The sequence below is a fragment of the Arthrobacter sp. MMS24-S77 genome (genome assembly GCF_054888235.1).
In genome coordinates this window covers 3,498,486-3,525,031 of record NZ_JBTZRN010000001.1, presented here as the reverse complement: position 1 = coordinate 3,525,031, position 26,546 = coordinate 3,498,486, and the positions used below count along the sequence as shown (strand labels likewise).

Genomic DNA, 26,546 nt, shown 5'->3' with positions numbered 1-26,546 from the left:
GTCAGTTTCCTTCCTGGACGGTAACGTTGCTGAAGGTGCCGTTGAGCTTGACGATCAGCTTGGCGCCGGGCTTGTCAGTGTTGAAGCTGTCCCGGGTACCACCATTGCTTTGGGTGACGGCGCTGCCGTCCTGCTTGAGGTTCGCGAAGGTCATGTCCGCTTGGACCTCCACCGGCACGGTCGCGGGGATGAGGAGTTTGATGTTGCTTGCGGTGACGTCCATCGGAACCACGACGTCGGAGCTCAGCGGTGCGCTCAGGTTCAGCTTGGTCAGGTCAACGGTCCCGTTGGCCCCGGTGATGTCGAAGCCTTTGCGGGCATCGTCGATGCTCACGGGATTCCATTGAGCATTCTGGAGCCGGAAGTGGTCGGCATTGGGCGCGATATTGAAGATGCCCCCGATCGCCAGCGTCGCTATGGCCAGGAAGCCGAGCAGTCCCGACGTGCGGCCGCGAAGCCCCGCAACAAGGATGCCGAGGCCGAGGACTCCGGCGCCCGTGGCCCAGACCACCGCGTTGGCGGCATCACCCAGGTGGATGACGTTGCCGGCGTCGAGCAGCTTGAGGGTTCCGCCGGTCAGCAGGGCAGCCCCCGCTGAGACCGCTACGATGGCCGCGCCCGGTCCCTGCCGCCTCGGCCGCTCGGGGCGGTTGGGTACGCCGGCCGGTGGGTACGGCCCTGCGGGATTGACGGGGCCCGAGGGGGTTGCCGGCCCCCCGGTTCCGTAATTGCCGGTTCCGTAATTGCCGGCCCCGTAGCTACCGGCCCCGCTAGCCCCGTAAGGACCTTCGCTGTAAGGGCCGGCCGGGTAGCCTGCGGAGGCGTGTGTGTCCGCGCCGCCAAAGGAACCTGGAGCGGCTGCGTAGTTTTGTGTGCCCATTGTCTGCCTTCCGTTGCGGGCTTTGCTGCGCTGGACCAGGAAATAGACCAGGTAGATGATGCCGCCTACCCAGAACAGCGTCCACAGAAGGCCAGGAACCCCATTCCAGCCCCAACCCCAGAAACCGCGGCCGAGGCTTGGCAAGCCGATGATGGTTGTGATGAGGGCCCCGGTCATGCCTGCGGACCAGCGGCCCGCCCCGGCCTCCTGTGCGTGGATACCGCCATCGGGTTCGGGTAGGAACGCCCAGGCGATGCCGTAAAGCAGGATGCCGATGCCGGCGAAGAGGGTGAGGATGATGAAGATGCCGCGGACGATCAAAGGATCGATGCCGAAGCGGTGCGCGATGCCGCTGGCCACGCCGCCCATCCACCGGTCCCGGCCACGGCTGATGCCTTGGCTTCGGATCCAGTTGAAGAAGTTCTGCGGGGGAGCGGGCACGGCGTAGTTCGGTGCCGCGCCGCCGGTGTTGCCGGCGTTCGGCTGGGCCGGTTCTTCAGGCACGCCCGTCGCGGCCGGCTGGCTGGATTCTGCAGGTTGTCCGGGCTCCGCAGCTTGCCGGGGGTCCTCTGGATTCATGCTGTTCGCGTTCATACTTCGATCTTGCCGTCCGGCGGCCGTCTCCCTCTATTGGGGGATACCCTGAACGTTCCCTGAGTGGGCCCCTGAGATGCCTGCTTCCGGCGCCGAAGGCCTTGATCCATGTTTGGATGGATTCATGACAACCGCCATGCAACGCCCGCCGCTGGTCCGGAGTAGCGACCGGATGATTGCCGGCGTGTGCAGCGGCCTGGCGGACCACCTTGGCTGGCCTGTGAAATACATCCGGCTCGGTATGGTCCTTGCCTCGTTCGCCGGCGGAGCGGGCCTCGCCTTCTATGCCTGGCTGTGGGTCATGGTGCCTACTGCCGATGAGAGCGCCCGCCGCAATAGCCGCCGCCCGGCGTCGCCCATTGCTCCCGCTGTGAGCATGCCTCCTTCGGTGAGCATGCCTCCTGACGTAACAGCGCCCGACGGCGGAGCGCAGCCGCTGCCGCTGTCCGCCCCGGCTCCGGTCTTCGCTTCCTGGTTCAAGATGCGGCGCATCCAGTACGGGAAAGAGATCCTCCTCGGCGCCGGCCTCCTCCTGGTGGCCACGATCCTCATCGCCCGGCAGTTCGGCGTCGAGGTCCCTCTCGGCACGCTGATCCCGGCGGCGGCCATACTCGGCGGAGCGGCGATCGCGTGGATGCAGTTGGACGAGACACGCCGGGCCGGACTGGTGGACAAAACCAAGGCCGACCAAGCAGGCGGCTGGGTCCGCCTCGCTGCAGGCCTGGCCCTGGTGGTTGCCGGGGTGTTGGTCATGGTGTCCGGTTCCGGCTCGTGGGAGCAGACCTGGCTCGCGCTGCTGGCTTCCATTGCAGTGCTGGGCGGCGTCGCCCTGGTGCTGCTGCCGTGGGGCTTGAAGTTCTGGAGGGACCTTGAAACCGAGCGCGCAGGACGCGTGCGCGAGACTGAACGCGCCGAGATTGCAGCCCATCTGCACGACTCCGTGCTGCAGACGCTTGCCTTGATCCAGCGCCGGGCCGGCTCCGAGCAGGACGTGGTCCGGCTCGCCCGCGCCCAGGAGCGGGAACTGCGCACCTGGCTGTACCGGGACGCAGCCAAGGACGCCGGGCTCCTGGCGGAGCGGATTGCCGCGGCCGCGGCCGAGGTGGAGGACGCCCACGGACACGCCGTGGACGTCGTCAGCGTGGGGGACGCGGCCATGACGGACAGGCACGAAGCCCTCGTCCTGGCGGCCCGCGAGGCCATGCATAACGCGGCCCGGCATGGCGGCGGCGCCGTGTCCGTCTACCTTGAAAGCTCGGATGCCGGCAGCGAGGTTTTCGTCAGGGACCGGGGACCCGGGTTCGACCTGGATGCTGTCCCGGAGGACCGGCTTGGCGTCAAAGAGTCAATCATTGGCCGGATGAAACGTCACGGAGGCACGGCAGTCATCAGCAGCAGCTCCGAGGGCACCGAGGTCCGCCTGAAGCTGCCCGTTGAGAACGCCGACAAAGCAGAGAACCGAAACGGAGAGGCCAAATCATGAGCGCCCTGTCAGAGCAAGTACAGCGGACGGTCCGGGTGGTGATCGTGGACGATCACGCCATTTTCCGTTCCGGGCTCAAAGCCGATCTCGATTCCAGGATCGAGGTGGTGGGCGAAGCCGGAACCGTGGAGCAAGCCATCGCCGTCATTGCCGAGGTTCATCCGGAAGTGGTGTTGCTTGACGTTCACTTGCCCGGTGGCCTTGGCGGCGGCGGGCGGGAGGTCATTAGCGCGTCCGCTCCTTTGCGGGGGAGTACCAGTTTCCTGGCCTTGAGCGTGTCCGACGCCGCGGAGGACGTGGTGGCCGTCATCCGAGCCGGGGCACGTGGGTACGTTACCAAGACCATCTCCGGCCCGGAGATCTCCGACGCCGTGATGCGCGTGGCCGACGGCGACGCCGTGTTTTCGCCCAGATTGGCGGGTTTTGTGCTGGATGCGTTTGGAACCTCCCCGGCCGAGATCGCCGACGACGAACTGGACCGCCTCTCCGCCAGGGAACTGGAAGTCATGCGGCTTATCGCCCGCGGCTACAGCTACAAGGAAGTGGCCAAGGAACTGTTCATTTCGATCAAGACCGTGGAAACCCATGTCTCCGCGGTGCTCCGCAAGCTCCAGCTCTCCAGCCGCCACGAACTGACCAAGTGGGCCGCCGAGCGCCGCCTCCTCTGACGCCCGCTCACCTTTGGTGCCTTAACGACAAACGCTCGCTCACCTATGGTGGCTTAAACCCAAACGCCCGCTCACCTCTATCCCGAGGTGAGCGAGCGTTTGTGCAGGCGAAAGGTTACTTAGCCTGGCCGAGGAACTCCTGCAGGCGTCGAACGCCCTCGGCGAGGTCCTCGTCCCCCAAGGCGTAGGACAAGCGCACGTAACCCGAGGGGCCGAAGGCCTCGCCCGGAACGACCGCGACCTCAACTTCGTCGAGGATCAGCGAGGCAAGCTCGGCAGACGTCGACGGACGGACGGGACCGTTCGACGTCGGGAATTCCTTGCCCAGCAATCCGCGGACGTCGGCGTACACGTAGAAGGCGCCGGCCGGCGTCGGGCACTCCACGCCTTCGATCGCGTTCAGTCCGGCGACGATCGCCTTGCGGCGGCGGTCGAAGGCGACCTTCATCTCGTCGACGGCGGTCAGCGGACCGGAGACTGCTGCAAGGGCCGCGATCTGCATGATGTTGGAGACGTTCAACGTCGCGTGCGACTGGAGGTTGGTGGCGGCCTTGATGACGTCGGCCGGGCCGATCATCCAACCGACACGCCAGCCGGTCATCGCATAGGTTTTGGCAACACCGTTGAGGATGACCACCTTGTCGCCGAGCTCGGGGGCGGCGGTGGCAATCGAGGTGAAAGGCACGCCGTCGTAGGTGAGGTGCTCATAGATTTCGTCCGTGACGACCCAGAGGCCCTTGTCCGCTGCCCATTTTCCGATCTCGGCCACCTGTTCGGCACTATAGACGGCACCGGTCGGGTTGGACGGGGAGACGAAAAGCAGGATCTTCGTCTTGTCCGTGACCGCGGCCTCAAGCTGCTCCACGGTGACCAGGTAACCCTGCTCCGGGCCGGCGAAGACCTCAACAGGCACGCCTCCGGCCAAGCGGATTGCCTCCGGGTAGGTGGTCCAGAAAGGCGTGGGGATGATGACCTCGTCGCCCGGGTCAACAAGCGTGGCGAAGGTGTTGTAGACAGCCTGCTTGCCGCCATTGGTGACCATCACCTGGGAAGCATCGACTTTGTAGCCGGAATCGCGGAACGTCTTCTCGGCAATGGCCTGCTTCAGTTCCGGCAGACCGGCTGCGGGGGAGTAGCGGTGGTACTTCGGTTGGGCAGCGGCTTCGACGGCGGCCTTGACAATGTAGTCGGGTGTCGGGAAGTCGGGCTCCCCGGCGCCGAAGCCGATCACGGGGCGACCCGCTGCCTTGAGCGCCTTGGCCTTGGCGTCAACGGCAAGGGTGGCGGATTCGGCGATGGCGGAAATTCGCTGTGAAATGCGGGCGGCAGGTATTCCGGCAGACATTAAAGCACCGTTCTTCGCTGGCAGCTCATGAGCTGGATGGTGGGATTCGACGGAATCTACTTTATGCTGTTCTGCGGAGCTATCGGGCTAACACCGGGAAAGTGACAGTGAAGGCTGATCAAGCGAGCGCTGATCACACGAGCGGGACAGCCTGAACACTCCGGAAATGACCCGGTTCGACTATCGCGACGTTGTTGCGTAGACTGGTTCACCGGTGTTGAAAAACATCACAATGGTTCGCGCCCCAGGCTTGGGTCCGGGATCTCCTGTTCCAGGGGTTTCCTCGGCTTTAACGGAGTGCGGCCAAAACATGGATTCGTTCCATAGGGTAGTGGCGCAATTGGTAGCGCAGCGGTCTCCAAAACCGCAGGTTGCAGGTTCGAGTCCTGTCTGCCCTGCGCAAGCTGTTCCGGGGTTCTCCCCGGAATACGCGCAGCAACCATGGCTCTGATCAGAGTCGGGTCAACGACGTTTGCATAGATGAGTGAGGATCAGGTGACCGAAACAGCTGCGAGCAGCTCGAAGGGCCGCCCCGCCAAGAAAGCCGATTCCGGTTTCTTCGCTCGAATTGCGCTTTTTGTTCGCCAGGTAATTGGCGAGCTCAAGAAGGTCGTTGCGCCCACCCGCACGGAACTGATCAACTACACGCTCGTGGTGCTGGTGTTCGTGACCATCATGATGATCATCGTCACCCTGCTGGATCTGGCCTTCGGTACTGGAATCAAATGGGTCTTCGGCGGTACTGGCGTCACGAACCGCTAAGCGGATCGCTCCGTAAACCGCGTGAATTCCCCTGAAGCATCAAGGGAATTCACAGGGTTTGCGGAATTGAGCCATTTAAATAGGCATGTTAGGCAATGAGGAAGCAGGAGACCAAGTGTCTGAGCAGGAGCTCGAGGTAACTGAGACTGAGCTGGATGGGCCCGCTGAAAGCACGGCGCACGCCGCGGCTGACGCCCCGGAAGGGTCCGAGGTCGATTCTGCTGCGCCCGAAACTGCCGACGTCGATGACGCCGACCAGGATGAGTCCGACGGCGGCGCCGCCGATGAGGACGAGTCCGACGCCGACGCCTTGGCCGCTGCTGCAGCTGTAGCGCCCGCCGACCCCGCCGACGAATTCAAGGCCAAGCTTCGCCGCCAGGAGGGTGACTGGTACGTCATCCACTCCTACGCCGGCTACGAAAACCGCGTCAAGGCCAACCTTGAGACCCGCATCCAGACCTTGGACATGGAAGATTACATCTTCGAAATCCAGGTGCCCATGGAGGAAGTCGTCGAGATCAAGAACGCCCAGCGCAAGATCATCAACCGCGTGCGCATTCCGGGTTACGTCCTCGTCCGTATGGACCTGACCGACGCGTCTTGGGGCGCCGTCCGTCACACTCCGGGTGTCACGGGCTTCGTGGGTAACGCCCACAACCCGGTCCCGCTGCGCCTCGACGAGGTCTTCTCCATGCTGGCTCCGGTCTTCGAAGAGCAGCAGGCCGAGAAGGGCAAGCCGGTCAACAAGCAGCACCAGACGCCGGTCGACATCGACTTCGAGGTCGGAGAGTCCGTCATCGTCAAGGAAGGTCCGTTCGAGACCCTTCCTGCCACGATCTCCGAGATCAAGGTGGAATCCCAGACGCTCGTGGTCCTCGTGTCGATCTTTGAACGCGAAACCCCGGTTACGCTCGCATTCAACCAGGTCACCAAGATCTAGTTGATCCCAGAATTTCGCCCCGCGGTTGCCCGCTTAGCAGCCACGGAGCGGCCGGCCGCCTTGCCATGGCGGCCACAAACCTGAGGCACGCTCCTGTGTCCTAGGAAGTTATTGAGAGAAGGACCTACATTGGCTCCCAAGAAGAAGGTCACCGGCCTCATCAAGCTGCAGATCCAGGCAGGTGCCGCCAACCCGGCCCCGCCGATCGGTCCTGCGCTTGGCCAGCACGGTGTCAACATCATGGAATTCTGCAAGGCGTACAACGCTGCAACGGAAGCCCAGCGCGGAAACGTTATCCCGGTTGAAATCACGGTCTACGAAGACCGCTCCTTCACCTTCATCACCAAGACCCCGCCGGCTGCAGAGCTCATCAAGAAGGCTGCAGGCGTTGCCAAGGGTTCGGCCACGCCGCACACCGTCAAGGTTGCCAAGCTGACCCAGGCACAGGTTAACGAGATCGCCACCACCAAGATGGAAGACCTCAACGCCACCAGCCTTGAGGGTGCTGCCAAGATCATTGCGGGCACCGCTCGCTCCATGGGCATCACTGTCGAAGGCTAATTCCAGCCTTCAACCGCCGGGAAACCGGCACCATTGAAATATTGAAAATGTTGGAAATCCACGCCGGATTTCCAACTGTGGCAGGGCCCAGCGCGGTCCGTAGACCACAACTGCACAAGGAGAAAAAGCAGCATGGCAAAGCGCAGCAAAGCATATGAGGCAGCCGTAGCCAAGATCGAGGCAGACAAGCTCTACGCCCCGTTCGAGGCCATCAAGCTCGCCAAGGACACCAACCCGTCCAAGTTCGACGCCACCGTTGAGGTCGCTTTCCGCCTGGGCGTCGACCCGCGCAAGGCCGACCAGATGGTCCGTGGCACCGTCAACCTGCCGCACGGCACCGGTAAGACTGCCCGCGTCCTCGTTTTCGCAACGGGCGACAAGGCCGAAGCAGCAATCGCTGCTGGCGCCGACTTCGTTGGTTCCGATGACCTGATCGAAAAGATCGCAGGCGGCTGGACCGACTTCGACGCCGCAGTGGCAACCCCTGACCTCATGGGCAAGGTTGGCCGCCTCGGTAAGGTCCTCGGCCCGCGTAACCTGATGCCGAACCCGAAGACCGGTACCGTGACCGCAGACGTCACCAAGGCTGTCAACGACATCAAGGGTGGAAAGATCGACTTCCGCGTCGACAAGCACTCCAACCTGCACTTCATCATCGGCAAGGTTTCCTTCGACGAGCTGAAGCTGGCCGAGAACTACGCGGCAGCACTTGAAGAGGTTCTTCGCCTGAAGCCGTCCGCTTCCAAGGGCCGCTACATCCAGAAGGCCACCGTCGCCACCACGTTCGGCCCGGGCATCACGGTTGACCCGAACGTCACCAAGGTTCTCACCGAGGCGTAAGCCACACGGAGCATCGACTCAGAAAGGACCGTCCGGCCAGCGCCGGGCGGTCCTTTCGTCGTATCCGGCACCGGAGCTGCCTTCGCGGCCTGGTGAAGCGTACGACGGCGGCCTGCGGCTAACCGGGGTCCTGCACCTGGGCGGGGCTCCTGGGCGGGCCGACAGGTACCTATCGCGGCTGGCAGCCTCTGATTAGGCTGGGGACATGACAGGCCAGCTTCCGGACTCCCGCATCCATGAGCTCCATCTGCCGGAGTCCCTGGAAGGGCCGGACGGTCAGGAGTTCCGGGAGCTTTCGGCTGCGATGGACGCCATGGTGCTGGAAACCTGGGGAAACTTGGACAGGGCATCCTCGGCGCCGGCCCGGCTCGCTGGATGGCGCGACACCCCTTATGAGGTATCCAGAAACTTTCTTGCACGGGTTGACGGAGGCATCGTTGGCTACGCTTCCTGCCAGGTTCCGCTCAAAGACAACGTCGGCACCGCATGGCTTCATGTAGATGTGCTGCAGAGATACCGCGGGCATGGAATCGGAACCGCATTGCTCCGCACCGTTGAGGATGTCGCCAAGGCTCTCGGAAGGCATGTCCTGCAGGCGCACACTGAACACCCCGCCAGGTCCGAAGGGTCCGGTCCACTTGACCCGGCCGCGGGAGCCGGCGGAGTGCCCGAAGACGGTCCGGGAGTCACCTTCTGCCTCAAGAATGGATACCGACTGGAACAGACAAGCAGGTTCAGCAGGCTGGAGATGGACCACAACGCGGAGTGGACGAACCTTGAACGCGCGGAGCATTCCAAAGCGGACGCCGCATACAGGGTCCTTGGCTGGACGAACCGTTGCCCCAGCGAATACGTGGAGCAGATGGCGGTCCTGATGGGCCGTATGAGCACGGATACTCCCGCGGGAGGCCTTGAGATTGAGGCAGAGCTTTGGGACGCTGACCGCGTCAGGCAACATGAGGACACCACCACTGCCGAGGGCCAGTCCGCCCTTGTGGCAGCTGCGCAACATCGCCCAACGGGGGCCCTCGCCGCGTACACCGTGATGTACCTTGATCCCGCGAAGCCGTGGGTGGCTGATCAGGACGACACCTTGGTGGCAAGCCCGCACCGGGGCCACGGGCTGGGGATGCTGGTGAAACTGGCGAACCTGAGGAGGCTGCAAGCGGAATATCCGGCTGTCCGGCGCGTCATGACTTTTAACGCCGAGGAAAACGAACATATGCTGGCCATCAACGTACAGCTCGGCTTCCGACCGGTGGGATACGACGGCGAATGGCAAAAGAGGATCAAATGACCAGCACGGTGGAGATCGGCCAACTCTGGATCCCGGATTCCCTTGACGCCGATGACGCGAAGGATTTCCTCGCCGCCGTGGAAGTCAGCCGCAAAGTCCGGATGCAGATCTGGGGGAGCGACGACCTCGCCTACACGCCGTTGGAGAAACTGCTCGAACTCGCAGATCCTTACGAACGCCAGGTCATTCTTGTCGCCCGCGTTGACGGCCGTATCGTCGGCACAGTCGATATCGCACTCCCGCTCGCTGACAACATGGACTTGGCAGAATTCACCCTCGATATCCTCCCGGAGTTCCAACGCAGGGGCGTAGGGCGGCAGCTTCTGGAGGCCGCCGAACATTTTGCCAAGAGCGAGGGCAGGACGATGATCATGGTGGATACCAACCATCCTGCCGCGTCCCTGCACGGGGGTGCCGACGAACAGCTGGTGCCGGGCAGTGGCCTGGGGTTCGTCCCCTTGGCCAGCCGCGAGGTCGACTTCGCCCGGCGTACCGGCTACACCCTCCAGCACATCGAACAGTTCAGTTCCTGCGCCCTCCCGCTGGATTCAAAACTCGTTGCCGAGCTCGAGGCCGAAGCAGAAGATGCGAATGCCGGCCGGTACCGCGTCCACCACTGGACGGACCGTTGCCCGGAGCAATGGCTCGAGGCCGTGGCCACGCTTGAGAACGCTGCCGGCGAAGTCGTGTCGGAGGGCGGCGAGAGTGCGGAGGCTGAGCAGCAGCGGTTAGTGTTCGACGCCGGCCTCCTGCGCCAGGCGGAAGACGCCGCCGTCGCGCAGGGCCGCCGAACGGTGGTCACCGCCGTCGAACACGTCGCCAGCGGGCGCATCGTGGGACTCACCACTATCGGGGTACTGGCGCAACGCCAGGATGTCGTCTTCCAGGACGACACGATCGTCCTTCAAGAGCACCGTGGAAACAAGCTCGGGCTCCTCATCAAGGTCGCGAACATGCAGCGCCTCAGCGAGCAGTTCCCGGACGCCCGCGTGATCTACACCTGGAACGCGCCGGAAAACCGGTACCTGCTGACTGTGAACAAGCAGTTGGGGTTCACCACGGCAGGAGTCACGGGGCTGTGGCAAAAGGAGCTGCCGGACATGGGTCCGAAGGTCACTTCCTCTGAGTGAGGTGCGTGATTTGGTGATGCACTTGCCCGTCCCGTAAGCTTGAACTACCAAAGACCGTCGGTTGATGGGAATCCACTCCTCTGTGCGCAGCTCAATACTGTAGCGACGCGCGGAAGAACCAAGTGGTTTCCCAGACGAAGGACCCTGACAAAGGGCGGCCGGCGCAGGTGAACGAAGCAAGTCTCCATGATCATTTTGACCGTGTCGAGCCAAGCCCCGTGCATCTGCGCGGGGCGTTTTTTAGTTACAGCTCTTTTGAGCGGGGACCCGGAAGACCGGCTTTATTCCCCGGAAGGAGGGTTATGGCAACGCCCAAAAAGATCTCCGCAGTAGCTGAGATCACGAACGATTTCAAGGAATCGAACGCCGCTGTCCTGACCGAATACCGCGGGCTCTCTGTTGCACAGCTCAAGCAGCTGCGTGTTTCTCTCGGCCTGGACACCAAGTTCGCGGTCGTCAAGAACACCCTGACCGCCATTGCAGCCAAGGAAGCTGGGGTCGAAGCATTCGACGGTCAGCTCGCCGGCCCCACTGCGATTGCGTTCATCAAGGGTGACGCGGTTGCCGCCGCCAAGAGCCTGACGGACTTTGCCAAGGTCAACAAGCAGCTGGTCATCAAGACCGGCTACTTCGAAGGCAAGGCACTGAACGCAGCAGAGGTTGCCGCTCTGGCAGCCCTCGAGTCCCGTGAGCTGCAGCTCGCCAAGGTTGCAGGCATCCTCAAGGCACCTGCTGCCGCTGCTGCACGCATCATTGACGCTCTGCGCCTCAAGCTTGAAGAAGAGGGCGGCGCTGTAGCACCGGCCGCTGAAGAAGCACCGGCTGCCGAAGAGGCTCCCGCCGAGGCTGCTGCAGAAGAGGCTGCCGCTCCGGCTGAAGCCGCTGAAGCAGCAACCGAAGAGAACTAAGTTCTCCCCAATCAAACTGCGGTGCAGTAACGGACGCTGTCCGTGGCAGCACCACCTAAAGGAAGGACGCCAAACATGGCGAAGCTCAGCAACGAAGAGCTCATTGAAGCTTTCAAGGAACTGACCATCATCGAGCTCTCCGAGTTCGTCAAGCTCTTCGAAGAGACCTTCGAAGTTACTGCTGCTGCTGTTGCAGTTGCAGGCCCGGCTGCGGGCGGCGCTGGCGAAGAAGCCGAAGAGAAGACCGAATTTGATGTCATCCTCGAAGCTGCCGGCGACAAGAAGATCGCAGTGATCAAGGAAGTACGCGCCATCACCTCCCTCGGCCTCAAGGAAGCCAAGGACCTGGTTGACAGCGCACCGAAGGCTGTTCTCGAAGGCGCCAACAAGGAAGCCGCAGAGAAGGCCAAGGAGCAGCTCGAAGCTGCCGGTGCCACGGTTACTGTCAAGTAACTCGCCTTTTCGGATAATTCACTTTATCCAAGGAGCCCCGTCCGGATTCGTCCGGGCGGGGCTTCCTGCATTTTGAGCGTTGCTTTTGGAAGGGTCAGAGAGGGTCGCTGATGTCGGCCACCACGGCCTGCAATGCGGCAGCCAGTTCGTCGGCTTTCACGAAGGCGCTGAATCCATGTTCACCGGCACCCATGGAAACCCGCCGTCCCGCGATGCTGGCGTCAGCATAGACCGGCCAGGGTTTCGAGCTTCCCAATGGAGTGATGGTGCCGCGCTCATAGCCGGTGGCCTCGAAGGCGATATCGGCAGAGGGCATGGACAACTTGTTGACGCCGAGGAGTGCGCGCAGCTTGGGCCAGGAGATCTGCCGGTCACCAGGAACCAACGCGAACAGGAACGTGCCGTCCCGGTGTTTGATCACAAGGGACTTCACAATGTCCGACGGCGTGATCCCCATGATGCGGGCCGCCTCCTCAAGACTTCCGGCCGCCGCCCGTTCCACGAGCTGGACCTCCAGGCCTCGGGTGGCCGCGTCGGCCAGGAATCGCTCAGTCCCCCGCATTCATGCCTCGTTTCTCCAGTGTTTGCTCCCGCTGCCGAATTCCTAGTCGCGGTACAGGAGCAGTGCTTCGCCTTGGCCGCCACCGCCACACAAAGCGACCGCCGCCTTGCCCTTGCCGCGGCGCTTCAGCTCGTGGGCCGCATGAAGGGCAAGCCGGGCCCCTGAGGCCCCGATCGGGTGTCCGAGTGCGATGGCTCCGCCATGGATGTTGCACTTTTCCAAGGGATAGTCCAGATCCTTCAGGGACTGCACCGCAACCGAGCCGAACGCTTCGTTGATCTCGATGAAGTCCAGATCGGCCGTAGTCCATCCGGCGCGGTCCAGAGCATGCCGGATGGCGTGTGATGGCTGCGAATGAAGGCTGTTGTCAGGTCCGGCCACCTGCCCGGGCTTGCCGAGAACAGCGAGATACTCGAGGCCGTTCTCCTCGGCGAACCGGCGGCTCGCGAGCACCAGCGCGGAGGCGCCGTCGGACAGGGGAGAGGAGTTGCCCGCAGTGATGGTTCCGTCGGTCGCAAAGGCGCTCTTCAGGGGAGCCAGCGTCTCGATCGTTGTCTGCGGGCGGATCCCTTCGTCGTTGCTCAGTACCACCGGCTCGCCCTTGCGCTGTTTGATGCTGATGGGTGCGATCTCGCCGTCGAACACTCCTTGTTCGGCAGCCGCGGCGGCACGCTGGTGGGAAGCGGCGGCCACTTCATCCTGGGAGCGGCGATCGATGCCCAGGGAGAGGTTCTTGATCTCGGTGGACAGGCCCATCGACTGGCCGTCAAAGGCATCGGTGAGGCCGTCGTGGGCAGCAACGTCGAGGGCCTGGATCGCCCCGTAGCTCCATCCCTGCCGCGAGCCGGGCAGCAAGTGGGGAGCGCGGCTCATCGATTCCTGGCCGCCGGCAACCACAACGGTGGCATCGCCGCTGCGGATCATTCGCGCGGCATCGATCACGGCTGTCAGCCCGGAGAGGCAGACCTTGTTGATGGTGACGGCCGGGATGTTCCATCCGATGCCGGCAGCTATGGCGCTTTGCCGGGCCGGATTCTGGCCGGCTCCCGCTTGCAGGACCTGTCCCATGATCACCGCGTCCACTTTGTCGGCCGTGAGTCCGCTCGCCGCGATGGCGCCTGAAATGGCGTGCGCACCGAGCTCGACGGCGGTGAGTCCAGCCAGTTGACCGTTCAACCGGCCCTGTGGGGTACGGGTGGCGGAAAGGATGACAACGTCGTTGTTGTCCCTTTTGTCTGAAGGGGTGCTCATTTTCTCTCTTCCGATCAAGGGTGGTCAGCCTAGGCTACCGTGGCGCCCATCACCTCTCCATTCAACAATGGAGCCCGGAACAACATTCCGTCGGCACGGCCGCATAGGTGCCTGCAGCAACTGTGCTTGCATTCAAGCGAAATGTGGGGTAGACAGGTGGGTTGATTTGCCGTATCGTGGATATTTGCGTCTTCCCTGTTAACCTTCAGCCTTCATATAGCGGTGGGCTTTACCCCTCAGCTGCGCCTTTTGATGTGCCGTTTAGAACGAGCATGCTCTTGGTCAGCCGGGGTCCCGGGTCATATAGCGGAACCGGAAAGGTACACTGCGGATTCAATCTGCAGGGTGCAAGCGGGGGAGATCTGAAAACGCCTGAAGGTCTGTGGAAGGATCCCTCTTGGTCGCCTCGAGCACCTCTAATAACGAAACCGCTAATACGGCAAGCACCGATGGTGCAACTCGCCGGCTCTCATTCGCAAAGATTCACGAACCGCTGGACGTTCCGAATCTGCTCGCACTGCAGACGGACAGCTTTGACTGGCTGGTCGGAAACGAACGCTGGCAGGCGCGGGTAGCGAAGGCTGTCGAGGAAGGCGACCTGAGCGTCGCCACCACCTCTGGACTTGCCGACATCTTCGAAGAGATCTCCCCCATCGAGGACTTCCAGGGCACTATGTCCCTGAGCTTCTCCGAGCCGGAGTTCGCTGATCCGAAGTACACCATGGCCGAATGCAAAGACCGTGACGCCACCTACTCGGCACCGCTGTATGTCAAGGCCGAGTTCATGAACAACAACACGGGTGAAATCAAGCAGCAGACCGTGTTCATGGGCGATTTCCCTCTCATGACCGAGAAGGGAACGTTCGTTGTCAACGGCACCGAGCGTGTCGTCGTCTCCCAGCTGGTCCGTTCACCGGGCGCGTACTTTGAGCGCACCGCTGACAAGACCAGTGACAAGGACATCTTCACAGCAAAGATCATCCCGTCCCGCGGTGCATGGTTCGAACTCGAAATCGACAAGCGCGACCAGGTCGGCGTTCGCCTCGACCGCAAGCGTAAGCAGTCGGTCACCGTCCTGCTGAAGGCCCTTGGTTGGACCGAAGGCCAGATCCTGGAAGAGTTCGGCCAGTACGACTCCATGCGCGCAACGCTGGAGAAGGACGCCACCGAAACCCGCGAAGACGCGCTCCTGGACATCTACCGCAAGCTGCGTCCGGGCGAGCCGCCCACCGTCGAGGCTGCCCAGTCCCTGCTGGACAACCTGTACTTCAACGCCAAGCGCTACGATCTGGCCAAGGTTGGCCGTTACAAGATCAACCGCAAGCTCGGCATCGACCGCTCCCTTGGCGACAAGGAAGCTTCGGTCCTGCACGTTGAAGACATTGTCGCCATGATCAAGTTCCTCGTCGCGCTTCACGCCGGCGAGAAGACCCTCATGGGCAAGCGCGATGGCGAAGACCACGAGCTCCGCGTCGAGATCGATGACATCGACCACTTCGGCAACCGCCGCATCCGCGCCGTCGGAGAACTGATCGAAAACCAGGTCCGCACCGGCCTGTCCCGCATGGAGCGCGTCGTCCGCGAACGCATGACCACGCAGGACGTCGAAGCGATCACGCCGCAGACCCTGATCAACATCCGCCCTGTTGTGGCAGCAATCAAGGAGTTCTTCGGAACGTCCCAGCTGTCCCAGTTCATGGACCAGAACAACCCGTTGTCGGGTTTGACCCACAAGCGCCGCCTGTCGGCCCTTGGCCCGGGTGGTCTGTCCCGTGACCGCGCAGGCATGGAAGTTCGAGACGTTCACCCGTCGCACTACGGACGTATGTGCCCCATCGAAACTCCTGAAGGCCCGAACATTGGTCTGATCGGTTCGTTGGCTTCCTACGGCCGGATCAACCCGTTCGGTTTCATCGAGACTCCGTACCGTTTGGTTTCCGAGGGTGTCGTTTCCGATGAGGTCCAGTACCTCACCGCCGACGACGAGGCCGAGGTCCTGATTGCACAGGCCAACGCTCCGCTGGACGCTGACAAGAGGTTCGCGGAAGAAACCGTGCTTGTCCGTGCCCGTGGTGGTGGAGGCGAGCCCGTTCTGGTTCCGGCTGCCGACGTTCAGTTCATGGACGTTTCCCCGCGGCAGATGGTGTCTGTGGCTACCGCCCTGATTCCGTTCCTTGAGCATGACGATGCAAACCGCGCGCTCATGGGTGCCAACATGCAGCGCCAGGCCGTGCCGCTGGTCCGTTCCGAGGCCCCATTCGTGGGTACCGGTATGGAGCGCGCCGCCGCCGTCGACGCCGGTGACGTTGTCATCGCGAAGAAGGCCGGTGTTGTCAACGAAGTTTCCGCCGACCTCGTCACCATGCTCAACGACGACGGCACGGAAACCAGCTACCGCATCAACAAGTTCGCCCGTTCCAACCAGGGCAACTGCTACAACCACCGTGTCCTGGTCAACGAAGGCCAGCGCCTCGAAGTCGGCGGCATCATCGCTGACGGCCCGGCAACGGACCAGGGTGAACTCGCCCTCGGTAAGAACCTCCTCGTGGCATTCATGTCCTGGGAAGGCCATAACTTCGAGGACGCCATCATCCTGTCGCAGCGCATCGTCGCTGAGGACGTTCTTTCCTCCATCCACATCGAGGAGCACGAGATCGATGCCCGCGACACCAAGCTTGGTGCCGAGGAAATCACCCGTGATATCCCCAACGTGTCCGAGGAAGTCCTTGCAGGACTGGACGAGCGCGGCATCATCCACATCGGTGCCGAGGTTGAAGCCGGCGACATCCTGGTCGGAAAGGTCACCCCGAAGGGCGAAACCGAACTGACTCCGGAAGAGCGACTGCTCCGTGCGATCTTCGGCGAGAAGTCACGCGAAGTGCGTGACACCTCCCTGAAGGTTCCGCACGGTGAGTCCGGTACGGTTATCGGCGTTCGCGTCTTCGACCGCGACAACGACGACGAGCTGCCCCCGGGCGTTAACCAGCTCGTCCGCGTCTACGTTGCTGCCAAGCGCAAGATCACCGACGGCGACAAGCTCGCCGGCCGCCACGGTAACAAGGGCGTCATCTCCAAGATCTTGCCGATCGAGGACATGCCGTTCCTTGCCGACGGTACGCCGGTGGACATCGTCCTGAACCCGCTGGGTGTTCCGGGTCGTATGAACGTCGGCCAGGTGCTGGAGACGCACCTCGGGTGGGTTGCGAAGACCGGTTGGAAGATCGAAGGCGAGCCGGAGTGGGTCAAGAACCTTCCGAACCTGCCTCGTGAATCCGGCCAGACGACCGTTGCCACCCCGGTGTTCGATGGTGCACGTGAAGAGGAAATCACAGGTCTGCTGGATTCCACCAACGTGACCCGCGACGGCGACCGCCTGATCGACTCTTCCGGCAAGACGCGTTTGTTCGACGGCCGCTCTGGCGAGCCGTTCCCGGACCCGATCTCCGTGGGCTACATGTACATCCTGAAGCTCCACCACCTGGTGGACGACAAGATCCACGCACGCTCCACCGGCCCGTACTCCATGATCACGCAGCAGCCGCTGGGTGGTAAGGCACAGTTCGGTGGCCAGCGCTTCGGTGAAATGGAAGTCTGGGCGCTCGAAGCATACGGCGCTGCCTACACCCTCCAGGAACTGCTCACGATCAAGTCGGATGACATCCACGGCCGCGTGAAGGTTTACGAAGCCATCGTCAAGGGCGAGAACATCCCCGAGCCTGGCGTTCCGGAATCCTTCAAGGTCTTGATCAAGGAAATGCAGTCGCTGTGCCTGAACGTGGAAGTTCTTTCCACGGACGGTACGACGATCGAAATGCGTGACTCTGATGACGCAGTCTTTACGGCTGCGGAAGAACTGGGCATTGATCTGTCTCGCGCAGAGCCCAGCTCCGTAGAAGAGGTCTAAACAGCCGCTTTTGGCTGGCGGTGCGAACCGCCAGCCAAAGGGCAGCTGCCTCTTTCCGTAAATCAAGACTTCAGAATTTAGAGAACAAGAGAGAACAGGGACCATATGTCCAGCGAATCCTCCTTCGGCCTCATGCAGATCGGCCTCGCCACCGCGGAAGACATCCGCGGCTGGTCGTACGGTGAGGTCAAGAAGCCGGAAACCATCAACTACCGCACGCTCAAGCCCGAGAAGGACGGCCTCTTCTGCGAGAAGATCTTCGGCCCGTCCCGCGACTGGGAATGCTACTGCGGCAAGTACAAGCGCGTGCGCTTCAAGGGCATCATCTGTGAGCGTTGTGGCGTTGAAGTCACACGCGCCAAGGTGCGCCGCGAGCGCATGGGCCACATTGAGCTGGCCGCTCCCGTCACGCACATCTGGTACTTCAAGGGTGTTCCCTCCCGCTTGGGCTACCTCCTTGACCTGGCACCGAAGGACCTTGAAAAGGTCATCTACTTCGCTGCCTACATGATCACCAGCGTCGACACCGAGAGCCGTCACGCGGAACTGCCGAACCTTCAGGTGGAGCACGACCTCGAGAAGAAGCAGCTCGTCGACAACCGCGACAGCGACATCGCCACGATTGCCCGCGACCTTGAGGACGAGCTTGCCCGCCTCGAAGGTGAAGGCGCCAAGGCTGCGGACAAGAAGAAGGCCCGCGACTCCGCGGACCGTCAGATGGCCAACGTCCGCAAGCGCGCGGATGCTGAGATCGAGCGCCTCGAGCAGGTCTGGGACCGCTTCAAGAACCTCAAGGTCGCCGACCTCGAAGGTGACGAAGGCCTGTACCGCGAATTGCGCGACCGTTACGGCATGTACTTCGAAGGCTCCATGGGTGCCGAAGCCATCAAGAAGCGTCTTGAGAACTTCGACATGCAGGCAGAGTCGGAGTCCCTGCGCGACACCATCCAGAACGGCAAGGGCCAGCGCAAGACCCGCGCGCTCAAGCGCCTGAAGGTTGTTAACGCATTCCTGACCACCAACAACAGCCCGCTTGGCATGGTGCTGGACGCCGTCCCGGTGATCCCGCCGGAACTGCGCCCGATGGTCCAGTTGGACGGTGGCCGCTTCGCGACCTCCGACCTCAACGACCTCTACCGCCGCGTGATCAACCGCAACAACCGACTCAAGCGACTGCTTGACCTCGGTGCTCCGGAGATCATCGTCAACAACGAGAAGCGCATGCTTCAGGAAGCTGTTGACAGCCTCTTCGACAACGGCCGTCGCGGCCGCCCCGTCACGGGTCCAGGCAACCGTCCGCTGAAGTCCCTGAGCGACATGCTCAAGGGCAAGCAGGGCCGTTTCCGCCAGAACCTGCTCGGCAAGCGCGTCGACTACTCCGGCCGTTCGGTCATCGTCGTCGGCCCGCAGCTGAAGCTGCACCAGTGTGGTCTGCCCAAGCAGATGGCCCTGGAGCTCTTCAAGCCGTTCGTGATGAAGCGACTGGTTGACCTCAACCACGCGCAGAACATCAAGTCGGCCAAGCGCATGGTCGAGCGTTACCGTCCGCAGGTCTGGGACGTGCTGGAAGAGATCATCACCGAACACCCGGTGCTGCTCAACCGTGCACCTACCCTGCACCGCCTCGGCATCCAGGCATTCGAGCCGCAGCTTGTTGAAGGCAAGGCCATCCAGCTTCACCCGCTGGTTTGTGGTGCCTTCAACGCTGACTTCGACGGCGACCAGATGGCAGTCCACCTGCCGCTGAGCCCAGAAGCCCAGGCTGAAGCCCGCATCCTGATGCTCTCCTCGAACAACATCTTGAAGCCGTCTGATGGCCGCCCGGTGACCCTGCCCTCGCAGGACATGATCATCGGTCTGTACCACCTGACCACCAAGCGTGTTGGTTCGGCAGGCGAAGGCCGTATCTTCTCCTCGGTTGCGGAAGCCATCATGGCCTACGACGCCCGCGAGCTGCACCTGAACTCCCAGGTCAAGATCCGTCTTGAGGGCTTTGTGCCTTACGCCGGCTGGGAAGCTCCGGAAGGCTGGGAGCCGGGTCAGACCGCGCTCGTCCAGACCTCCCTCGGCCAGGTTCTCTTCAACGAGACCCTGCCGGAGGACTACCCGTGGGTTGAGGCTGTTGCCGACAAGGGCGAGCTTTCCCGGATCGTCAACGACCTCGCAGAGCGCTACCCGAAGGTTGTCACCGCTGCAACGCTGGACAACCTGAAGGACGCCGGTTTCTACTGGGCCACCCGCTCAGGCGTCACCGTGGCAATCTCCGACATCGAGGTGCCCACCTCCAAGCCGGCCATCCTGGCCGGTTACGAGACCATGGCTGCCAAGATCCAGGGCCAGTACGACAAGGGCCTGATCGACGACGACGAGCGCCGCCAGGAACTGATCGAGATCTGGAACAAGGCCACCAACGAGATCGCCCAGGCGATGCGTGACAGCCTGTCCCCGATGAACACCATCAACCGCATGGTGTCCTCCGGTGCACGTGGTAACTGGATGCAGGTCCGCCAGATCGCGGGTATCCGTGGTCTTGTGGCCAACCCGAAGGGTGAGATCATCCCGCGTCCGATCAAGTCCTCGTACCGCGAGGGCCTGTCGGTGCTGGAATACTTCATCGCCACGCACGGTGCCCGTAAGGGTCTTGCCGACACCGCGCTGCGTACCGCCAACTCGGGTTACTTGACCCGTCGTCTGGTGGACGTTTCGCAGGACGTCATCGTCCGTGAAGAGGACTGTGGCACCGAGCGCGGTCTCATGACCGCAATCGCAGTGCCGGACTCCAATGGTGAGCTGGTCCTTGACGAGAACGTCGAGAACAGCGCCTACGCACGTACCCTCGCCGTCGACGTCGTCGACTCCAAGGGCGCAGTGCTTGCCGCTGCCGGCACCGACTGCGGCGACGTCGTCATTGCCGAGCTGCTCGCGGCCGGCATCACCGAGGTCAAGGTCCGCTCCGTGCTCACGTGTGAGTCCAAGGTCGGTACCTGTGCGCTCTGCTACGGCCGTTCACTGGCCACCGGCAAGACCGTGGACATCGGAGAGGCCGTCGGCATCATCGCCGCACAGTCGATCGGTGAACCCGGTACCCAGCTGACCATGCGTACGTTCCACACCGGTGGTGCTGTTTCCGCCAGCGGTGGCGACGACATCACCCAGGGTCTGCCGCGTATCCAGGAACTCTTCGAAGCCCGTACTCCGAAGGGTGTTGCACCGATTGCTGAAGCAGCCGGCCGCATCGCCATCGAAGAGTCCGAGCGCCAGATGCGCCTCATCATCACCCCGGACGATGGTTCCGAGGAGATCGCGTACCCGGTGCTGCGCCGTTCCCGCCTCCTCATCGAGGACGGCGAGCACGTCAGCGTCGGCCAGAAGCTGATCAACGGTCCTGTGGACCCGAAGCAGGTTCTGCGCATCATGGGTCCGCGTGCCGCCCAGAAGTTCCTGGTGGACGAGGTCCAGGGCGTTTACCGCAGCCAGGGCATTGGCATCCACGACAAGCACGTGGAAGTCATCGTCCGTCAGATGCTGCGCCGCGTGACCGTCATCGAATCCGGCGACTCCGAGCTGCTTCCGGGCGAGCTCGCTGAGCGCAGCCGCTTCGAAGACGAGAACCGTCGCGTGGTGTCCGAAGGCCGTACCCCGGCTTCCGGCCGTCCGGAACTCATGGGTATCACCAAGGCATCCCTGGCAACCGAGTCCTGGCTGTCGGCCGCTTCCTTCCAGGAGACCACCCGCGTTCTGACGCAGGCGGCCATGGAAGGCAAGAGCGACCCGCTGCTTGGCCTCAAGGAGAACGTCATCATCGGTAAGCTGATCCCGGCCGGCACGGGCCTGCCCCGTTACACCGAGGTCACCGTGGAGCCGACTGAAGAAGCAAAGGCAAGCCTGTTCACGGGCCCCAGCGCCTTCACCGACTTCTCGTATGACGCCCTGGGCGGGGACGGAGCTCCCGAGTTCCACGCCATCCCGCTGGATGACTACGATCTCGGCAACGACTTCCGCTAAGAAGTCGCGCGAAGGAAGGACCCCGTACTCAGCGAGTGCGGGGTCCTTCCCGTTTGACGGGGCCTTGTGCCCCGCGATGGAGCCCGACGGCGGCGCGCGCCTCACGTCACCGGGGCACCTCAAGCAGGAGCCCGACGACGGCGGCCGGCACGCGGCGTCGTGCTCCACCGCTTACACCCGATTAAGGCCTCAGATCAAGCCATGCTAGAATTTTCGTAATTGTTCTGTGTGGCAGTGGATGAAGGCCGCCGCAGCATCATTTCGGTTTTGTTCTCATGATGTTGGGTGGAGCCTGTTTCCGGGTTGCGGGCTACGTGCGCAACGAATGCCGCACTTTTGCACGCCCACTGGATCTTCGGACCCGGGCCGCATGGACAACGCCAAAGCTCTCACGCAAACACAGGCTAACGCCTGGGCGCGGGGCAGAGATCAACCAACGGAGAACACGAAAGTGCCTACGATTAACCAGCTGGTCCGCAAGGGCCGCACGCCTAAGGTCTCCAAGACCAAGGCTCCCGCGCTTAAGGGCAGCCCGATGCGCCGCGGTGTTTGCACCCGCGTTTACACGACCACCCCGAAGAAGCCGAACTCGGCTCTGCGTAAGGTTGCACGTGTGCGCCTCAACGGTGGCGTTGAAGTTACCGCCTACATCCCCGGTGTTGGCCACAACCTCCAGGAGCACTCCATCGTGCTCGTCCGTGGTGGTCGTGTGAAGGACCTCCCGGGTGTCCGTTACAAGATCGTCCGTGGTGCCCTCGATACCCAGGGTGTCAAGAACCGCAAGCAGGCCCGCAGCCGCTACGGCGCAAAGATGGAGAAGAAGTAATATGCCTCGCAAGGGTCCGGCCCCGAAGCGGCCGCTAGTTTCCGATCCCGTTTACGGTTCCCCGTTGGTCACCCAGCTGATCAACAAGGTTCTGATCGACGGCAAGAAGTCCACCGCAGAGCGCATCGTTTACGGCGCCCTCGAAGGTGCACGCGCCAAGTCCGGTGGCGACCCCGTCGCCGCCCTCAAGAAGGCCATGGACAACGTCAAGCCTTCCCTTGAGGTTCGCTCCCGCCGTGTCGGTGGCGCAACCTACCAGGTCCCCGTTGAGGTCAAGCCGGGCCGCTCCACCGCCCTCGCTTTGCGTTGGCTGGTTGGCTACTCCAAGGCCCGCCGCGAGAAGACGATGACCGAGCGCCTCCAGAACGAAATCCTGGATGCGTCCAACGGTCTCGGTGCCGCTGTGAAGCGTCGCGAAGACACCCACAAGATGGCCGAGTCGAACAAGGCCTTCGCACACTACCGCTGGTAAAACTTCCCGTACGCCGCCGGCTCCCTGAGCTGGCGGCGAACGTGTAGTCCATCCGAAAGGGAGACACCGTGGCACAGGACGTGCTTACCGACCTTAGCAAGGTCCGCAACATCGGCATCATGGCCCACATCGATGCCGGCAAGACCACCACCACCGAGCGCATCCTGTTTTACACAGGTGTGAACCACAAGATCGGCGAAACGCACGACGGCGCTTCGACGACCGACTGGATGGAACAGGAAAAGGAACGCGGCATCACCATCACGTCTGCCGCCGTGACCTGCTTCTGGGACAAGAACCAGATCAACATCATCGACACCCCGGGCCACGTGGACTTCACGGTTGAGGTTGAGCGCTCCCTGCGCGTCCTCGACGGCGCCGTTGCTGTCTTCGATGGCAAGGAAGGCGTTGAGCCGCAGTCCGAGACTGTGTGGCGCCAGGCCGACAAGTACAACGTGCCGCGTATCTGCTTCGTCAACAAGATGGACAAGCTCGGTGCTGACTTCTACTTCACCGTAGACACCATCATCAGCCGCCTCGGCGCCAAGCCGCTGGTTCTCCAGCTGCCGATCGGTGCAGAGAACGACTTCATTGGCGTCGTGGATCTCCTTGAGATGCGCGCACTGGTGTGGCCGGGCGATGCCAAGGGTGACGTCACCATGGGTGCCAAGTACGAGGTCCAGGAGATCCCCGCCGATCTCCAGGCCAAGGCTGAGGAATACCGCGCACAGCTCGTTGAGACTGTTGCCGAGGCTTCCGAGGAACTCATGGAGAAGTACCTCGATGGTGAAGAACTCACTGTCGAGGAGCTCAAGGCCGGCATCCGCAAGATGACCATCAACTCTGAGCTCTACCCGGTTCTCTGTGGTTCTGCCTTCAAGAACCGTGGCGTACAGCCGATGCTGGATGCTGTTGTCGACTTCCTGCCGAACCCGCTCGACGTCCCGCCCATGGTCGGTCACGACCCCCGCGACGAAGAGAAGGAACTCACCCGCAAGCCTTCTGCCGAGGAGCCGTTCTCGGCCCTGGCGTTCAAGATTGCGGCGCACCCGTTCTTCGGTCAGCTCACCTTCATCCGCGTGTACTCCGGTCACGTGGAAGCAGGCGCCCAGGTGGTCAACTCCACCAAGGGCAAGAAGGAGCGCATCGGCAAGCTGTTCCAGATGCACGCCAACAAGGAAATGCCTGTTGAGGGCGCTACCGCTGGCCACATCTACGCAGCCATCGGTCTGAAGGACACCACTACGGGCAACACCCTGTGCGATGCGAACAACCAGATCGTCCTCGAGTCCATGAGCTTCCCGGAGCCCGTGATCTCGGTTGCCATCGAGCCGAACACCAAGGGTGACCAGGAGAAGCTCTCCACGGCCATCCAGAAGCTCTCCGCTGAGGACCCGACCTTCCAGGTCTCCCTCAACGAGGACACCGGCCAGACCATCATAGCCGGCATGGGCGAGCTCCACCTGGACATCCTGGTGGACCGCATGCGCCGCGAATTCAAGGTCGAGGCAAACGTCGGCAAGCCGCAGGTTGCTTACCGCGAAACCATCAAGCGCGCTGTAGAGCGTCACGACTACACGCACAAGAAGCAGACCGGTGGTTCGGGTCAGTTCGCTAAGATCCAGATCGCTATCGAGCCGATGGACACCGCCGACGGCGAGCTCTACGCGTTCGAGAACAAGGTCACCGGTGGCCGCGTGCCCCGCGAGTACATCCCGTCCGTTGACGCGGGCATCCAGGATGCACTCAACGACGGCGTTCTTGCCGGCTACCCGGTTGTCGGCATCAAGGCCACGCTGATTGACGGCGCGTACCACGATGTTGACTCCTCGGAAATGGCGTTCAAGATCGCTGGCCGTATGGCTTTCAAGGAAGCCGCACGCAAGGCGAACCCTGTTCTGCTCGAACCGCTGATGGATGTTGAGGTCCGCACCCCTGAGGAATACATGGGTGAAGTTATTGGTGACCTGAACTCCCGCCGTGGCCAGATGCAGTCCATGGAAGATGCCGCTGGCGTCAAGGTGATCCGTGCGCACGTTCCGCTGTCCGGCATGTTCGGCTACATCGGTGACCTGCGTTCGAAGACCCAGGGCCGTGCTGTGTACTCCATGACGTTCAACAGCTACGCCGAGGTCCCGAAGGCAGTTGCCGACGAGATCATCCAGAAGACCCGCGGCGAGTAATCACCGACGGATAAACCAGGATGCTGACCCGGTTCCGGGAAAGCATCCAGTGCAGGTGGCCGGGTTGCGGCCCAGGCTCCGGTCCGGCCCCTGCACGAACAGACTCCAGGTACTAGCATTGGTTCCTGAATCTGCAATTTCACCAAACCCAAAGCCCCCAAGTAGACTTGCTGGAGTTTCTGCCGCGAAAAGCGCGGCCGAGGAGCAACTCACTTGAAATCGTTCTAGGAGGAACCTGTGGCAAAGGCAAAGTTCGAGCGGACTAAGCCGCACGTCAACATCGGCACCATTGGTCACGTTGACCACGGTAAGACGACGCTGACTGCCGCCATTTCCAAGGTGCTGTACGACAAGTACCCCACTCTCAACGAGCAGCGCGACTTCGCGTCGATTGACTCTGCTCCGGAAGAGCGCCAGCGTGGTATTACCATCAACATCTCCCACGTTGAGTACCAGACCGAGAAGCGCCACTACGCACACGTAGACGCTCCGGGTCACGCTGACTACATCAAGAACATGATCACCGGTGCTGCCCAGATGGACGGTGCGATCCTCGTGGTTGCCGCCACTGACGGCCCGATGGCTCAGACCCGCGAGCACGTTCTGCTCGCCCGCCAGGTTGGTGTTCCCTACCTGCTGGTCGCGCTGAACAAGTCGGACATGGTCGACGACGAAGAGCTTCTCGACCTCGTTGAAATGGAAGTTCGCGAGCTGCTCAGCGCTCAGGGCTTCGATGGCGACGACGCTCCGGTTGTGCGTGTTTCCGGCCTCAAGGCACTCGAAGGCGACCCGGTTTGGGTCAAGTCCGTCGAAGACCTCATGGAAGCTGTCGACAACTCGGTTCCGGACCCCGTACGTGACCGTGACAAGCCGTTCCTGATGCCGATCGAAGACGTCTTCACGATCACCGGCCGTGGCACCGTTGTTACGGGTCGCGCCGAGCGCGGTACCCTCGCGATCAACTCTGAAGTTGAAATCGTTGGTATCCGTCCGGTCCAGAAGACCACCGTTACCGGTATCGAGATGTTCCACAAGCAGCTCGACGAAGCATGGGCCGGCGAGAACTGTGGCCTCCTGCTCCGCGGTCTGAAGCGCGACGACGTCGAGCGTGGCCAGGTTGTCGTCAAGCCGGGTTCCATCACCCCGCACACCGACTTCGAGGCTAACGTCTACATCCTGTCCAAGGACGAAGGCGGACGCCACAACCCGTTCTACTCGAACTACCGCCCGCAGTTCTACTTCCGTACCACGGACGTAACCGGCGTTATCACCCTGCCGGAAGGCACGGAAATGGTTATGCCTGGCGACAACACTGAGATGACCGTTGAGCTCATCCAGCCGATCGCTATGGAAGAGGGCCTCGGCTTCGCAATCCGTGAAGGTGGCCGCACCGTTGGTTCGGGACGTGTCACCAAGATCCTCAAGTAGTTTCTACTTGTAGATCGGTGAAGGACCGGCCGCCTGGCGGCCGGTAGCAAACCA

At 62.3% G+C, this 26,546-nt stretch carries 20 protein-coding genes and 1 tRNA gene; 17 read left to right on the top strand and 4 right to left on the bottom strand.

The genetic code is table 11. The features are described 5' to 3' along the window. Position 1 precedes the first annotated feature (1 nt). Positions 2-1,474, bottom strand: a complete 1,473-nt coding sequence (locus ACX5I4_RS16150; RefSeq protein ID WP_461837523.1) for a PspC domain-containing protein — start codon at positions 1,472-1,474, stop codon at positions 2-4. 124 nt (positions 1,475-1,598) lie between these two features. On the opposite strand from ACX5I4_RS16150, the gene ACX5I4_RS16145 reads away from it, so the two are divergent. Both ACX5I4_RS16145 and ACX5I4_RS16140 read left to right on the top strand, forming a co-directional pair. Further along, positions 1,599-2,957, top strand: a complete 1,359-nt coding sequence (locus tag ACX5I4_RS16145; protein ID WP_461837522.1) for an ATP-binding protein — start codon at positions 1,599-1,601, stop codon at positions 2,955-2,957. Next, positions 2,954-3,625 (top strand): LuxR C-terminal-related transcriptional regulator, encoded by a 672-nt coding sequence (locus ACX5I4_RS16140; protein WP_461837521.1) that lies wholly within the window; start codon positions 2,954-2,956, stop codon positions 3,623-3,625. Before ACX5I4_RS16145 ends, ACX5I4_RS16140 begins: the two co-directional genes overlap by 4 nt. Positions 3,626-3,740: 115 nt before the next feature. Here ACX5I4_RS16140 and ACX5I4_RS16135 read toward each other — a convergent pair whose 3' ends face one another. Then, a complete protein-coding gene (locus tag ACX5I4_RS16135) occupies positions 3,741-4,970 on the bottom strand; it encodes a pyridoxal phosphate-dependent aminotransferase (protein ID WP_461837520.1) in 1,230 nt (409 codons plus the stop codon). A gap of 325 nt (positions 4,971-5,295) precedes the next feature. Between ACX5I4_RS16135 and ACX5I4_RS16130 the strand changes: the two genes are divergently transcribed. The 9 genes from ACX5I4_RS16130 (at position 5,296) to rplL (ending at position 11,861) form a co-directional block, all read left to right on the top strand. Then, positions 5,296-5,368, top strand: a tRNA-Trp gene (locus ACX5I4_RS16130). A gap of 82 nt (positions 5,369-5,450) precedes the next feature. Beyond that, positions 5,451-5,732, top strand: coding sequence for a preprotein translocase subunit SecE (gene secE, locus ACX5I4_RS16125; RefSeq protein WP_461837519.1), 282 nt, complete (start codon positions 5,451-5,453; stop codon positions 5,730-5,732). Between the two features lie 115 nt (positions 5,733-5,847). Continuing rightward, positions 5,848-6,672 carry a transcription termination/antitermination protein NusG gene (gene nusG, locus ACX5I4_RS16120; protein WP_461837518.1) on the top strand — a complete coding sequence of 275 codons (825 nt, stop codon included), beginning with the start codon at positions 5,848-5,850 and terminating at the stop codon, positions 6,670-6,672. A gap of 129 nt (positions 6,673-6,801) precedes the next feature. Then, positions 6,802-7,233, top strand: coding sequence for a 50S ribosomal protein L11 (gene rplK / locus ACX5I4_RS16115; RefSeq protein WP_018773647.1), 432 nt, complete (start codon positions 6,802-6,804; stop codon positions 7,231-7,233). A gap of 132 nt (positions 7,234-7,365) precedes the next feature. Next, a complete protein-coding gene (gene rplA, locus ACX5I4_RS16110) occupies positions 7,366-8,073 on the top strand; it encodes a 50S ribosomal protein L1 (protein ID WP_461837517.1) in 708 nt (235 codons plus the stop codon). Between the two features lie 205 nt (positions 8,074-8,278). After that, positions 8,279-9,370, top strand: a complete 1,092-nt coding sequence (locus ACX5I4_RS16105; RefSeq protein ID WP_461837516.1) for a GNAT family N-acetyltransferase — start codon at positions 8,279-8,281, stop codon at positions 9,368-9,370. After that, the gene (locus tag ACX5I4_RS16100) at positions 9,349-10,500 is read left to right on the top strand and encodes a GNAT family N-acetyltransferase (RefSeq protein WP_461837515.1); all 1,152 of its coding nucleotides are present in this window, start codon (positions 9,349-9,351) and stop codon (positions 10,498-10,500) included. The genes ACX5I4_RS16105 and ACX5I4_RS16100 overlap by 22 nt, the downstream gene beginning before the upstream one ends. Before the next feature lie 302 nt (positions 10,501-10,802). Then, a complete protein-coding gene (gene rplJ / locus ACX5I4_RS16095; protein WP_461837514.1) occupies positions 10,803-11,408 on the top strand; it encodes a 50S ribosomal protein L10 in 606 nt (201 codons plus the stop codon). 75 nt (positions 11,409-11,483) lie between these two features. Next, on the top strand, positions 11,484-11,861 hold the full coding sequence (rplL, locus tag ACX5I4_RS16090; protein ID WP_184740626.1) for a 50S ribosomal protein L7/L12: 378 nt from the start codon (positions 11,484-11,486) through the stop codon (positions 11,859-11,861). A 94-nt stretch (positions 11,862-11,955) separates the two neighbouring features. Here the strand turns inward: rplL and ACX5I4_RS16085 are convergent, their stop codons facing one another. Both ACX5I4_RS16085 and ACX5I4_RS16080 read right to left on the bottom strand, forming a co-directional pair. Next, positions 11,956-12,423 carry an aminoacyl-tRNA deacylase gene (locus tag ACX5I4_RS16085; protein ID WP_461837513.1) on the bottom strand — a complete coding sequence of 156 codons (468 nt, stop codon included), beginning with the start codon at positions 12,421-12,423 and terminating at the stop codon, positions 11,956-11,958. 42 nt (positions 12,424-12,465) lie between these two features. Beyond that, entirely contained in the window at positions 12,466-13,674 is a 1,209-nt protein-coding gene (locus ACX5I4_RS16080) for an acetyl-CoA C-acetyltransferase (RefSeq protein WP_461837512.1), read from the bottom strand. 397 nt (positions 13,675-14,071) lie between these two features. Here ACX5I4_RS16080 and rpoB point away from each other — a divergent pair, with 397 nt between their 5' ends. From rpoB to tuf, 6 genes are all read left to right on the top strand, one after another. Beyond that, positions 14,072-17,578, top strand: a complete 3,507-nt coding sequence (gene rpoB / locus ACX5I4_RS16075) for a DNA-directed RNA polymerase subunit beta (protein ID WP_461837511.1) — start codon at positions 14,072-14,074, stop codon at positions 17,576-17,578. 105 nt (positions 17,579-17,683) lie between these two features. Beyond that, entirely contained in the window at positions 17,684-21,583 is a 3,900-nt protein-coding gene (locus ACX5I4_RS16070; RefSeq protein WP_364535086.1) for a DNA-directed RNA polymerase subunit beta', read from the top strand. A gap of 451 nt (positions 21,584-22,034) precedes the next feature. Next, on the top strand, positions 22,035-22,409 hold the full coding sequence (gene rpsL / locus ACX5I4_RS16065) for a 30S ribosomal protein S12 (RefSeq protein ID WP_009358312.1): 375 nt from the start codon (positions 22,035-22,037) through the stop codon (positions 22,407-22,409). A 1-nt stretch (position 22,410) separates the two neighbouring features. Continuing rightward, complete coding sequence (gene rpsG / locus ACX5I4_RS16060; RefSeq protein ID WP_059387355.1) at positions 22,411-22,881, top strand: 30S ribosomal protein S7; 471 nt, start codon at positions 22,411-22,413, stop codon at positions 22,879-22,881. Positions 22,882-22,949: 68 nt separating this feature from the next. Further along, the gene (gene fusA / locus ACX5I4_RS16055; RefSeq protein WP_461837510.1) at positions 22,950-25,064 is read left to right on the top strand and encodes an elongation factor G; all 2,115 of its coding nucleotides are present in this window, start codon (positions 22,950-22,952) and stop codon (positions 25,062-25,064) included. A 237-nt stretch (positions 25,065-25,301) separates the two neighbouring features. Then, positions 25,302-26,492, top strand: coding sequence for an elongation factor Tu (gene tuf, locus ACX5I4_RS16050; RefSeq protein ID WP_028265109.1), 1,191 nt, complete (start codon positions 25,302-25,304; stop codon positions 26,490-26,492). Positions 26,493-26,546: the final 54 nt, after the last annotated feature.

Excerpts from the sequence above, each read along its gene's own strand:
- ACX5I4_RS16140 (WP_461837521.1), top strand. The coding sequence starts at position 2,954 with ATGAGCGCCCTGTCAGAGCAAGTACAGCGGACGGTCCGGGTGGTGATC.
- ACX5I4_RS16105 (WP_461837516.1), top strand. The coding sequence starts at position 8,279 with ATGACAGGCCAGCTTCCGGACTCCCGCATCCATGAGCTCCATCTGCCG.
- ACX5I4_RS16070 (WP_364535086.1), top strand. The coding sequence starts at position 17,684 with ATGTCCAGCGAATCCTCCTTCGGCCTCATGCAGATCGGCCTCGCCACC.
- ACX5I4_RS16145 (WP_461837522.1), top strand. The coding sequence starts at position 1,599 with ATGACAACCGCCATGCAACGCCCGCCGCTGGTCCGGAGTAGCGACCGG.
- rpsG (WP_059387355.1), top strand. The coding sequence starts at position 22,411 with ATGCCTCGCAAGGGTCCGGCCCCGAAGCGGCCGCTAGTTTCCGATCCC.
- rplL (WP_184740626.1), top strand. The coding sequence starts at position 11,484 with ATGGCGAAGCTCAGCAACGAAGAGCTCATTGAAGCTTTCAAGGAACTG.
- ACX5I4_RS16150 (WP_461837523.1), bottom strand. The coding sequence starts at position 1,474 with ATGAACGCGAACAGCATGAATCCAGAGGACCCCCGGCAAGCTGCGGAG.
- ACX5I4_RS16135 (WP_461837520.1), bottom strand. The coding sequence starts at position 4,970 with ATGTCTGCCGGAATACCTGCCGCCCGCATTTCACAGCGAATTTCCGCC.
- ACX5I4_RS16080 (WP_461837512.1), bottom strand. The coding sequence starts at position 13,674 with ATGAGCACCCCTTCAGACAAAAGGGACAACAACGACGTTGTCATCCTT.
- secE (WP_461837519.1), top strand. The coding sequence starts at position 5,451 with ATGAGTGAGGATCAGGTGACCGAAACAGCTGCGAGCAGCTCGAAGGGC.
- ACX5I4_RS16100 (WP_461837515.1), top strand. The coding sequence starts at position 9,349 with ATGGCAAAAGAGGATCAAATGACCAGCACGGTGGAGATCGGCCAACTC.
- rplJ (WP_461837514.1), top strand. The coding sequence starts at position 10,803 with ATGGCAACGCCCAAAAAGATCTCCGCAGTAGCTGAGATCACGAACGAT.
- ACX5I4_RS16085 (WP_461837513.1), bottom strand. The coding sequence starts at position 12,423 with ATGCGGGGGACTGAGCGATTCCTGGCCGACGCGGCCACCCGAGGCCTG.
- rplA (WP_461837517.1), top strand. The coding sequence starts at position 7,366 with ATGGCAAAGCGCAGCAAAGCATATGAGGCAGCCGTAGCCAAGATCGAG.